14 protein-coding genes are annotated in these 11,754 nt (G+C 38.4%); 5 read left to right on the forward strand and 9 right to left on the reverse strand.

Features of this window, described 5'->3' with window-relative positions:
• Positions 1–147: 147 nt before the first annotated feature.
• The 3 genes from V514_RS0117730 to V514_RS0117740 all read right to left on the reverse strand — a co-directional run bounded on the left by V514_RS0117730 (position 148) and on the right by V514_RS0117740 (position 2,339).
• Positions 148–1,080: a PD-(D/E)XK nuclease family protein gene (locus V514_RS0117730; protein WP_029501130.1), complete on the reverse strand. Its 933-nt coding sequence runs from the start codon at positions 1,078–1,080 to the stop codon at positions 148–150.
• Positions 1,081–1,132: 52 nt separating this feature from the next.
• A complete protein-coding gene (locus V514_RS0117735) occupies positions 1,133–1,846 on the reverse strand; it encodes a thermonuclease family protein (protein ID WP_029501131.1) in 714 nt (237 codons plus the stop codon).
• A gap of 151 nt (positions 1,847–1,997) precedes the next feature.
• Positions 1,998–2,339 (reverse strand): hypothetical protein, encoded by a 342-nt coding sequence (locus tag V514_RS0117740; RefSeq protein ID WP_029501132.1) that lies wholly within the window; start codon positions 2,337–2,339, stop codon positions 1,998–2,000.
• A 164-nt stretch (positions 2,340–2,503) separates the two neighbouring features.
• Here V514_RS0117740 and istA point away from each other — a divergent pair, with 164 nt between their 5' ends.
• From istA to V514_RS0117765, 5 genes are all read left to right on the forward strand, one after another.
• Positions 2,504–3,934: an IS21 family transposase gene (istA, locus tag V514_RS0117745; protein WP_029501133.1), complete on the forward strand. Its 1,431-nt coding sequence runs from the start codon at positions 2,504–2,506 to the stop codon at positions 3,932–3,934.
• Positions 3,927–4,649 carry an IS21-like element helper ATPase IstB gene (gene istB, locus V514_RS0117750; RefSeq protein ID WP_035944115.1) on the forward strand — a complete coding sequence of 241 codons (723 nt, stop codon included), beginning with the start codon at positions 3,927–3,929 and terminating at the stop codon, positions 4,647–4,649. The genes istA and istB overlap by 8 nt, the downstream gene beginning before the upstream one ends.
• A 500-nt stretch (positions 4,650–5,149) precedes the next feature.
• On the forward strand, positions 5,150–5,956 hold the full coding sequence (locus V514_RS0117755) for a ParA family protein (RefSeq protein ID WP_029501134.1): 807 nt from the start codon (positions 5,150–5,152) through the stop codon (positions 5,954–5,956).
• Positions 5,949–6,509 (forward strand): hypothetical protein, encoded by a 561-nt coding sequence (locus V514_RS0117760; protein ID WP_029501135.1) that lies wholly within the window; start codon positions 5,949–5,951, stop codon positions 6,507–6,509. Before V514_RS0117755 ends, V514_RS0117760 begins: the two co-directional genes overlap by 8 nt.
• Before the next feature lie 1,020 nt (positions 6,510–7,529).
• Positions 7,530–9,038, forward strand: coding sequence for a primase C-terminal domain-containing protein (locus V514_RS0117765; protein ID WP_029501136.1), 1,509 nt, complete (start codon positions 7,530–7,532; stop codon positions 9,036–9,038).
• A 256-nt stretch (positions 9,039–9,294) separates the two neighbouring features.
• On the opposite strand, the gene V514_RS0117770 is transcribed toward V514_RS0117765, so the two are convergent.
• From V514_RS0117770 to V514_RS19440, 6 genes are all read right to left on the reverse strand, one after another.
• Positions 9,295–9,831, reverse strand: a complete 537-nt coding sequence (locus tag V514_RS0117770) for an N-acetylmuramoyl-L-alanine amidase family protein (protein ID WP_029501137.1) — start codon at positions 9,829–9,831, stop codon at positions 9,295–9,297.
• Positions 9,828–10,676: a tyrosine-type recombinase/integrase gene (locus V514_RS19865; protein WP_029501138.1), complete on the reverse strand. Its 849-nt coding sequence runs from the start codon at positions 10,674–10,676 to the stop codon at positions 9,828–9,830. The genes V514_RS0117770 and V514_RS19865 overlap by 4 nt, the downstream gene beginning before the upstream one ends.
• Before the next feature lie 92 nt (positions 10,677–10,768).
• Complete coding sequence (locus V514_RS20145; protein ID WP_081715100.1) at positions 10,769–10,909, reverse strand: YvrJ family protein; 141 nt, start codon at positions 10,907–10,909, stop codon at positions 10,769–10,771.
• An 8-nt stretch (positions 10,910–10,917) separates the two neighbouring features.
• A complete protein-coding gene (locus V514_RS20485; protein WP_161630220.1) occupies positions 10,918–11,064 on the reverse strand; it encodes a hypothetical protein in 147 nt (48 codons plus the stop codon).
• A 165-nt stretch (positions 11,065–11,229) separates the two neighbouring features.
• Complete coding sequence (locus V514_RS0117790; RefSeq protein ID WP_029501139.1) at positions 11,230–11,472, reverse strand: DUF2922 domain-containing protein; 243 nt, start codon at positions 11,470–11,472, stop codon at positions 11,230–11,232.
• A gap of 26 nt (positions 11,473–11,498) precedes the next feature.
• Positions 11,499–11,754 (reverse strand): hypothetical protein (locus tag V514_RS19440; protein WP_235073557.1); only part of this gene is annotated, 256 nt, incomplete at its 5' end.

The following is an 11,754-nucleotide window of genomic DNA, read 5'->3' on the forward strand; positions in this document are numbered from 1 at the left end:
TGGGCATGAAAAAGAGCTGGCAGTCTAGGTTTAGGGATGATGGTGGGGCAAGTGCGGCCGGTGTTGGAGGCGCGGAAGTATTGCATAAGGGATGAAAAAAACACGATCTACGCGGTGGTTGTGCGCGTAGGTCGTGTTTTGTCTTTTTTACTTCAAACAAATCTCTTTATAATTGCACTTATCGCATTTCTCTACAAATTCCGTTTGCGCAAATGCTTCTAACTCATACGGCTCATTCGTTAAAACGTCTGCCTGGAATTGCTTCATATACTGCGTACTTTGTGAAAAAATATAAAGTAAGTTCTCAATATCAAATAGCTCCAGCGTTGTTTCGACATGGTTATTAGCTAACAAATATTCGTTCCTCACTAAAATATCTTCTAGCGGCACATCCATTTTCTCCTGCAGATAATAGGCGTACAGCGCAAGTTGCTGGCGATCCGCTTCCGATGACTTCCCCGTTTTCCAGTCAACGATCACCCACTGCCCTGTTTCAACATCTTGATACAGCAAATCCATCACCAGAAACACTTTAACATCATCAATCATAATAAAGCGAAACTGCTCAGGCGGCTTAATGTCTAGTTGCTGTCCTTTTGTCATCAGCTCCTGGACGGTATGACTATTTAAAAAGTTCTCGAAAATCGAAGCTAGTCGCCCCTGATATACCGATACCGCTTCTTTATCCAGCTCCCCATCATAGTAAATATCAAAAAACATATTATGCTTATTCGGCTTGGCCGCCCAAGTATCGTACTGATATTTTGAAGTGATATAAGCATCGTTTAACATCTTACGCGCACGCTCAACTAAAGAATTTGCGCTTGGTAGCGTATGCGTGTACATGATTTCTTTAATCGTTTCCTCAATCAGTTCATGCACGATTTTTCCGAAAAACATAGATAAATGCTGCAGCTTTTTTAATCGATACGCATGCTGTGCCATCGGCGCTACATTATATTTCAGCCATCCATTATGTGAAACATAGTAATCATAGCCATATTTCCGTTGGCAATCCAACACGACCTTATGACGCGTCAACGACCACGAAAAGTCCGGGAATTCTTTAACTTCAAACATCGCAATCACCCCTCAATATAAATAAAAAGAAGCCAAACTTGGCTCCTTTATTTTATCGTTCGCATGCCCAGCCATCTTTATCGCGGTCCATTTTGGATTGATAAGCTTTATGTCCCTTTTTGACGCCGTTTGGATAATCTTTGCGTAACTCTGTGCAGTTTTTATATGTTTTATTGCTAGCCGGCTTTTTCGTTGTTGTTTCCTTCTTCGTACTATTAAAGCCGTCACTTGTCACATACCCTTTTTTCGACCAGATGCGCAGTTTTTCTTTCTTCGCTTTCGCTTGTGCATTTAAGTATTTCGCTTTGTTCTTTGTGTTTGGCGCATAGATGTACGCTACACGTGCATAGCCCTTACGCACAAGCTGCAGGTTCAAATCTTTGCCATCAACGTATACATACGCCAATTTACGACCGTATTTGTCACCTTTATATCCCGCTTTGTCAAAATCAAGCTGGATTTTTTTCGCATTTTTTAATTTTTTCTTAGTGTAATTACTTGCCTCTTTGCCCCAGGGCTGCACACCTTTTGATGGGTGCTTCGTCTCTGGCGTGTCCACTAGCAAGAAACGAACCTTGATTGTCTCACCTTTGTACTTAAACGATGCTGTGTCTCCGTCTGTAGGACTAACAAGCGTCACAGTGTTAAGCGTTTTAGCCGTTGTTGTCGCAGGCGTAGTGTAATCCGGAGAAGCTACAAAGCCCCCGATTAAAGAAAAGCCCATCACACCAGCAATCAAACTCTTTTTGAATTTAGTAAAATTCATAATCCACCTCCATATTCTTCTTAGTTCTATTTTAACAGAAACGAATGTTCGTTTTAATCTTTATTTTACATAAAATAGAAAAGTGACTATGATTAAGAAAAGATCAAAATATTTTCTTAATTTGTAAAAAAACACATAATAAATTGCTAATTTAATCAGTTATTTTTTTGAATTCGTTATAGACTAATTTTAATTCCTCATCATTCATTGATTTTAAGTCTTCCATAGAAAAAACACTTTCTTCCAATACGCCTTCTGTAAGAGCATCATATGCACTTGTTAATAGGCCTCCAATTGGTATAAATCGTAAAGTACTTTTCATACGATAAATATTTTTAGAAATTCTCCCTGAATTATAGTCTTCAGTATCCATTAATTGAAGTTGAAGTTTAAATTTAAGTTGTTGAAAAGGGTTAGGAATCATAGAGAGGCCAATTAACATCATTCTTTTTTGTTTTCTTGATACGCTAGTTTCTTTAATGTTTTTAATCATATCATCTCTAGTAAGTGTTTATTGCAAAATAAAAGTGCAGACTTGTGCAAAGAATTTGTACAGAGTCCTGCACTATTTTTGTGCATAAAAAAAAAGACTTGCCAGCCACCCCAAGTCCCTCTACTGTTTTAGGTGTCGAAGCCGAAACAGGGAGGTAAGAAAGGATGCTAGCAATGTCTGAAGTTAATTGTATCAAAACATTACGAAATGAAAAAGGATTATCGATTACTGAAATCGCAAAAACCATGCAGGTTAATTGGCGTACCGCCAAGAAATACGGGGATGAGGATCAGCTCCCTCAAGAGAAAATCCATTTGAAAAAAGGCATGATGTACGATGAAAAATGGGGAGAAATCGTAATTGATTGGTTAGAAGAGGATTTAAAGCTCAAGAAAAAGTTGCGCCGTAAAAACAAAAAAATATTTGAGGACCTAGTAAAAGAAGGATTCAAAGGTTCTTACAGAACGGTGTGTAATTTTATACAAGAATGGAAAGTGGCACAAGAAGATGAGGCAGATAAAGGACATGAACGTTTAGAACATCCAGAAGGAGAAGCGCAGGTAGACTTCGGTATAATGGAGGCTGTTCAAGATGGAGAAATACTGGATGTACATGCATTAGTCATGTCGTTTCCAGCAAGTAATACAGCATTTGCGGTACCAATGCCGAGTGAAAATTTAGAATGCTTTTTAGGTGGACTTCAACTTTTATTTAAACAGGCTGGTGGTGTTCCTTTGAGCATTCGAATTGATAACTTAACACCTGCGGTGAAGAAAGTAAGAAAAGGCGATTCAGAAGCAGAATTAACGGAAGCCTTTCGACATTTCCAGCAATATTACGGGTTTAAAGTGCAAGTATGTAATCCACGAAAAGGGAATGAAAAAGGTCATGTAGAAGGTAAAGTCGGTTATGTTCGTTATAACTTTTTTAGCCTACCGCCGGTCATAAAGGACCTTGAGGATTTAACAGCTCAATTAGAACAACAATTAATCAATGATCGCCAACGAATTCATTATAAAAAAGAAGTGCTGATTGATGAGTTATGGCAGCACGAGCAAAAGCAATTAATCAAATTACCTGAAGAATCTTATCCGGCATTTAAGCAATTCCTCATCAAATTTAATAAATATAACGAGTTCAAGCTTGATGGGCATTTGATTCATGTGCCAAGAGCAAGGAACTACGTCCAACTTTCTTGTGTGACCTATTGGGACTCGTTTAAAGTCATTACAAATGACGGCGAAATTTTATTATCTGATGCACGTCCTTATATGAGAAAACGTCGTTTTATTCCGTGGAAAGAAATCTTAAAGGATTGGTTGAAAAAGCCACGTGTTGTGGGGCATTCCCGTTACGCAAACTATTTACCAACACGCATTAAGGAATATTTAACGGTCCCTTCACTTGCGGTAAGAAAGCAACGAATCAATGAATTACTGACACTTTTACTTACACATGATATGAATGACATCGACCAAAATTTCTATGATTATATTGGCCGTGAGGCTGAGGAAGCAGAACACCCTTACGGTGTAAATTGGACAGAATATGACGCCTTATCGCCAAAAGGAACGGAGGCGTTGAATCATGAATGAAGCGATTTTAACACTCTGTAAGCAATTGAGATTGGCACATGTGGCAGAAGCGATTAAAGAAGTACCTTTTACGGAGCCGGAAGAATATATTTATCAAATTTTATTAAAAGAACAGTTAGGCAGAGAGCAAGCCAAAATAGCACGTAATTTGAAACAGGCACGTTTTATTGATACGAAGACGCTTGAAAGCTATCAGTGGCATAAAGACATTTGTCTACCGAACCATTTAACAAAGGAAGAATTAGAACAGCTAGATTTCATTCGGAGAAAAGAGAATGTCATTTTAGTTGGCGCACCTGGCACAGGTAAAACACATTTAGCTTCAGCACTTGGTAGAAAGGCTTGCGAGCGTGGATTTGAAGTCCGTTTTTATCGCGTTTCACATTTAGTTGAGGAATTAGAGCAAGCCCTGCATGCGGGGAAAATGAAGCAGTTTAGAAGTAAATTAGAAAAAGTTGATTTAATGATTTTAGATGAAATGGGTTATTTGCCTTTTGGCAAAGAAGGAGCAGAATTACTGTTTCAAATTATTTCAGAGTTCTATGAACAAAAGAGCTTGATTATCACATCAAATTTAGAATTTAGTCAGTGGAACCGCATTTTCTCGGATTCGCGTTTAACGGCAGCTCTGGTGGATCGTTTGATTCACCATGCCCATATTATTTCGTACACGGGCCAGAGCTTCCGTTTAACAAACGCATTGTCGAGAAAATAGGGGGAATATTGGGTGGCAACACTCTGTATTTTTCGTTGCAATTCTCTGCACTTTTTTATTGCAAAACACAGTAAGTTCCATATATACAGCTCCTAAGTACTATTTTTGTAAAGCAAATATTATTTTATACCTATATTTTGTAAAAAGAAAGAGGAGAATAATAGAGTGTGAAAATTAATGTAAAAAGATAATAAACTAGAAGCATACAAAATAATACAAAGTGTCTATGTATTGTTTAGTATATTAAGAATAAAAATAGTAGAAGATTTTATGATTTTTCTATCATCTATCTATTAAAATGTAGAAACATTTATAAACATATGTAGAAATATGTTATGATGTATAAATGATGTAAAAGGCACTTATTTCGCTATTTTTATTAAAAATATCACATATTAACAAATATAGAAATATTAATAAATATATGTAGAAACATGTTTATACATATGTGGAAACGTGGTAATATAAAGTATATAAACTAGAGAAGTGGAGGATGTTGTATGGCTAAAACGATTGTAATGGGTAACTTTAAAGGTGGCGTTGGTAAGACGAAAGTGTCTGTCATGACGGCGTGGGAGATGGTTCATCAGTTCGGCAAAAAAGTATTATTGATTGATATGGATCCACAAGGCAATGCATCGACTTTGATTGCACGATCGGCTGGCATTACGGAATTACAAAATACAATTTTTACAGGATTCCAAACAGGGGATTTAAAATCGACTATTTTAGAAGTAGAAGAAAATCTGCATCTGATTCCCGCTTCGCTGACATTCAAAAATTTACCTAAATTTTTATACTCGAAATTTGAAGAAGAAATTGAACAAGTATCATATTTAAAGCAATTGCTTGAACCAATCAAAGACGATTACGATTACATCTTAATCGATGTGCCACCGACTATCTCAGATTTTTCGGATAATGCGATGATGGCAGCTGATTACGTTTTGATTATCTTGCAAGCACAAGAATTATCACTGGAAGGTTCGGAAACGTATGTATCGTATTTGCAGTTCATGGCCGATAACTACGATGCTGACATCCAAGTAGCTGGTGTGCTGCCCGTTTTATTACGTCCAGGCAGCCGAGTTGACGAGTCGACAGTCGAGCGCGCAAAAGAATTATTCGGCGACGATAACGTAATGACGCATTATATTAAACACTTAGAGCGCTTAAAGGCGTGGGACGTTACAGGCATTACAGACAAGGATCAACACGACCGTAAAGCGCATAAAGTATTTATCGATGCCACAAAAGAATTAATCCAAAAAGTTGGACACTTTGAGGAGGCTGGAAAATATGAGTAATGAAAAAGGCGGCTTGATTAAAAAGAAACCGCGTAAAATGCAACCAGCTCCAAAAGTTGCCAAGCCGGATCAGTTTAATGCGTTCAGTTATACACCACAATCAGAGGAAGTTAAGACAAAGGAAGAAGTAAAGTCTGAACCAATCACTGAGCCAGAAGTAAAACAAGAAGAAGCAATAACTGAACTTGAAACAAAAGTTGAAGAAACACCTCCCGAACCGGAAGTGAAAACTGAAACTGAAGAAGTAAAAGATGTCGTGATTATCGAACAAGCTCCAAAGTCAGCACGTAGATCGCAAAAACCAACGCTTGAAGATTTGAAAAATAATCTAACCGTTGGCCGAGGTACAAAATCAAAATCTGTGCGAGCACCTGAATTTGTATATGACGAATTAGTACTTTTAAGCTCTTTTGTCGATGAAAATAAAATGTATCAAATTTTGCAAATGCTAATCGATTCATATGTGTCTCATGAATTAACCCCACGTCAACAACGTCAGTTTAATTACATGATGGAACTAAAGTTTTTAAAAGAAGATGATGAACCGAAATAACAATGAACCTCTTTGACAATTTGTTAAAGAGGTTTTATTAATTTTGTTGCATTTATGATAAATAAAAAGAGAAATAAATTATTTTAGATTATTACATAAAATGGTAAAATGTACTTATTCAGAATAATTACACAATACAGTTTTGTGAGACTGATAAATAAAATAATAAATTTTTTTTGGCCGAAAACTTCTATACAAATGTAGAAATGTAGAAACATGTACATAAGTTTGAGTGGATAAACTTCTACGCAGATGTGGAAATGTAGAAACATGTATATAAGTTTGAGTGGATAAACTTCTACGCAGATGTGGAAATGTAGAAACATGTACATAAGTTGGAGTAGGTAAACTTCTACGCAAATGTAGAAATAATAGATGATATTCTTGCTATAGTGGGAATCTGAACGAGTAAACTTCTATACAGATGTGGAAATGTAGAAACACGTATATAAGTTTGAGTGGATAAACTTCTACGCAAATGTGGAAATGTAGAAACACGTATGTAAGTTTGAGTGGATAAACTTCTACGCAAATGTAGAAATGTAGAAACACGTATGTAAGTTTAAGTAGATAAACTTCTACGCAAATGTGGAAATCTATAAAAATATAATTTAAACCGCATTACAACAAGGTTTACAAGGCTTTTAATATATGGTTAGATAATAAATAACGGAAAATAAAAAAACATCTGCAAGTGTCTTTGGCGAGACAAATACAGATGTTTTTAAGCTCTTTGGCGAGAGCTCCGAAAAGATTAATAAAACATTTGGCGAAATCTTTTCACTAAATTTTCAAAACACAACTAAATACTGGAGTCTATCAACTAAGAAAAGAAATGTCATTATAAACGGTTGGCGCCGATTACAAAATTTCATTTTCCGTTGACGGAAGTATAAAGTTCTTGAAACTGATTATAGCAGAGGCTATTCGTAGTTTTCAATGCTTCTAGCTTGATTACTTTATCTTTTAACCAAAACGACTCCAGATGTGTGCTATCTAAACAGAAGGGAGTCTTTTTTTATGTCGTCTTATAATCTTGTAAATGTCATATCATCAATCACACATAACAGTCTCACGACATATCGCAAGCGTAACTCAAAAGTGCCTCATGCTACTTACGCTGACACCGCTGACAAAAAAGGTGCCGTTTTTGTAGTGCGCAAAAAAGAGGATTTTAGTAATGGTCGAGTTAAAGGATACATCGTGACGTCAAAAGAGACATTGGCAGCAGAGGCCAATCGTCTGACGCACTGGACGCCTAACACGTACCAGCGCTTTGGCTATACAGACGATACACGTACATACATAAAAGGATTTGAGGACGCAAATCTGTCTCAAATCAACACTTTCGTTGTCGACATCGACACGAAACAACATAGCGTCAATGATATTATGCTTGCTTGCATTGATAACTCAATCGGAGAGCCATCAATGGTGTTAGAGACGCCAAATGGTTATCAGGTCTACTTTATGCTGACCGAGCCGATGTTTATATCAAATAAAAATAATTATCGTAGTCTAGTAGTGGCTAAGCGCATCGCCAATAACCTCAAATCGAGCTTATCGAGTGTCGATGCCGATATGTACTGCAATGACTTCGGCTTTTTCCGTATGCCAAGCAATCACAATATTATTTGGTATAGCCAAGCACGCTACACACCTAAAGAGTGTATTAATTGGTCAATGCGCCAGGACGATGAGGAGTCCCGGACACTTTTTGTTGTTCCGCATAAAATGACATCGCAAAGCGTTATGGACTCAGAGTGGTTTGCAGCGCTCCTACACGCAACCGATATTAAAGGCAAAAAGGGACAAATAGGCCGTAACAATACGCTATTTACGCTGGCACTTGTATGTTACCAGGAGGGTATGGATAAAGGTCGTGCGTATGATTTATTAGACGAATTCAACTCAAATCTCAACTACCCGTTGAGTGTTTTTGACATGCGCGCAACGCTTAATTCAGCTTACTGCGGAAAATATAACGGGGCGAGCCGATCATACGTAGAAGCGCTACTCGAAACATATGTTGTCGGTGGTAGTGATTTTTCGATAAGCCTCGGTAGTACATATTGGTATAAACACAAAAAAGCACGTAAGGACCGCGTGCGCAGTCACTATGAAGAGTGGGAACAAGACATTATCAACTATTTAACGGCCGAGCAGGGCGCTCTAGAGCCGTTTGTTTGGCATACACAAAAAGAGCTTTGCGCGGCTGTAGGCATCGCGCAGAGCTCTTTAAACGTTGTTATGAAGAAGTCGAAGAAACTATTAAAGACAGTAGTAGGTCGAGGTTGCACCGCTAAAACGGGCTGGACAACAATCGGCTTATTTTTGACGCACATTATGCGTATGCATCGTGCGCAGTCTGCAGCGTTTAAGCAAGGTCTCGACGCGTTGATACATAGTTATGTTGTGCAATTAGCGCCGGTTGCAGGGTATGAGCTATTACGTGTAATTTTGTCACGCCGAGACGGACCGCCAGACGAGCAACTGTCCATGTTTGCTGTCCATGAGGTCGCTAGTTAAGTTAATACTCCAGTCTGCCTAACATAGTTCTTATTACGTTTCCTTTGCGTGTGAAGCTTTGCTGTATGATTTATTTATATATTGTAGTTGTATGCAAGGGAATCTAGTTGTTTTTGTGTTTATTGCAGTTGCTTATAGCTTTATGGTCTTATTAATTGTTTTAAACAACACAAAAAAACCGTAGCTTTTCCAGGGCTACGGCAACATGAATCATACATTAATAATACACTATTTTTAGGTAATAAAAACTAGTAATTTAACTTTTACCGCAAACAACTCCCAAATCAGCAAAACACCCAGCGATTCCATCAACCATCACATCAAATCGTTCATCAAATAAACGATTATCATTACTATTATCAATAAACCCAGCCTCGATTAGTACTGCTGGCGACCGAGTATTACGCAATACATAATAGTTGGCTGTTTTTACGCCACGATCAGTAAAACCGACTCGCACCAGTGCATTTTGTAGCTGTACCGCTAAACCCTTAGCTTTTGCACTTGCCGTTGGGTATGTAAATACCTCTGCGCCGTGTGCTTTTTCGGGGCTATAAGCGTTCCGGTGAAACGATACAAAATAATCGTACCTGGAGGCTTTATCACGTTTTACGCGCGCGCCTAATCCTAATGTCGTATCAGTCGTCCGTGTTTCATCGACAATTACCCCAGCTTGCCTTAAACGCTTCGCAACAGCCCGTCCTAAGCGCAATACATCATCCGCCTCTTTCCGGCCTTTATAATTGGCCCCTGGATCGTTACCACCATGTCCATAATCAAATAATAGTTTCATAAAATTGTTTCCTCCTTCAATAATTTTGGCGCGATATTTGTAAAACTTGAAAATGCATTTTGCGTGTAATGACGCGTCATGTTGAGTGATCGGTGTCCTAACAGCATCTGGATTTGCTCGATTGCAATACCTTGTTCCAACAGGCGCGTCGCAAATGTATGACGCAATACGTGGCAACTAAACGCGATGCCGGTCTTTTGTGCAAAGTTGCATGCATGACGCTGTAACGTCCTCGGACTGCACCTAAAAGCTGACTCCGACGACACCTCTAAATCATTAACGTATTTGGCCACAATCCGGGCAGACTCCGCGCTCATAACCGGGATTAGCCGGTTACTGCCCCATTTCGCGTCCTGGATGTCGATGTACAGAGCACCGTCTATATAACTAAAATCCGATTTTGTCAGATTTGTAATTTCGCTCACGCGTGCCCCGGTTGCGAGCATAAGATGGAATGCTGCATTTGTGTGATCGGGTAGTGTGCTCACATAGCCAATAAAACTATTTAGCTCACTATCGCTCAAACGTCGCTGCGAGTTCGGTGGCACATTGATTCGCATAAGTTTTGAGACAGGATTAAAATGTACTTCTTCTGCCAAAATCATATAGTCAAAGTAATTACGCACGCACGATAAAATGCCATTGACGGTCCTACTTGACTTTTCAGACTCCAACAAATGCTCCTTAAAATCGAGTAAATGGGACGGTTTTAGGTCTCTGAGGGGCATTTTTTGTTGATCTAGCCAAGCCCCGAATGCAATTAAATGATAACGATATGTCTCAATTGTATTAAATGCTTTACCTTCGTACTCTAAGTGCTGCAGATATTTATTAATTGATAGCATTAAAGTCCCCCTTGTGTCGCATATTTAAATATATGTTGTATCAAAAACACGCTTCTCGAGCTCATGAGCGATTTCTGAGAGCCAGAACGTGATTAGTCTTTCTCAAATTGATTCGTCAATTTTGCAATGCTTTCAGTCAGTAGCTCTAACTTTTTTTCCATTCGAACTAGCAAATAGATTGCCAGCAAAAATGAAAATCCGTAGTCGAGATAGTTGAATAGCTCTTCCATCATTTCTCCTCCTATTCTTCTTCAAATGTAAAATCACTTTCGGTGCCGTCCGCCGATACGTTGATCCGCAGCAAATCACCAAAATTTTCACCACATTTTTTGCATAAGTCGATCGTACCCATTAAAAATTTGCCATCCAATGCGTTGTAAATAAACATTTTAAAATAAATATCGCGTACCCGATCGCAACACTCGCACTTTTTATAATTTGTGTGTGCTAACGACATGATTTTAAAACGATTTTTTTTAGCAGTGATAAGCGCCTCCTCCCTTCTTCAATCAATAAAAATAAAAAAAGCCAGGCCAGCGCCTAGCTTTAGGTCCTAGCTAATTACGATACCAAAATCTTTTGTGAGCTTTTCGATCGTGACTGCGCCTTTAATCTCGGGTTTCGAGATTTGTCGAAAAGGTCGTAAGTCAACAAAAGTTTGCATGACCGCTTGTACATCAGCAGCCGTAAGTGTCGGTTTCGGGTTTGAGATGCTTAGCGTGCGATCTTTTTTGTTATCCGCATCGTAAAATTTCATGACCAAAACCTTTGTCAACGTCTCTTTTTGAGTAGCCATATTGGGGACCTCCCTTCTTTATTAAATTAGTTTTTGTTAATGATTGGATAAACTTCTTTCGTGTCTGTCCATTCGCCGTAAAATTCGCCATTTGCCGGGCGTTCGACAATTTTGTCAATTGCTTTTAATAGCTCGGTGATTTCATCTTCCGTTAAATCCAAGCGCAGCGTCGGTAATGTAAAACCTTTTGTGATTGTTTTTTCTTTTACAGTGTCAAAGTAGTTATACTTGTACGTCAAACCATGTGTGCGTGTGTAACCAGAGATCATATTTTTCACCTCC

The sequence above is a fragment of the Kurthia huakuii LAM0618 genome, assembly GCF_000505545.1.
Classification (GTDB): Bacteria; Bacillota; Bacilli; order Bacillales_A; family Planococcaceae; genus Kurthia; species Kurthia huakuii.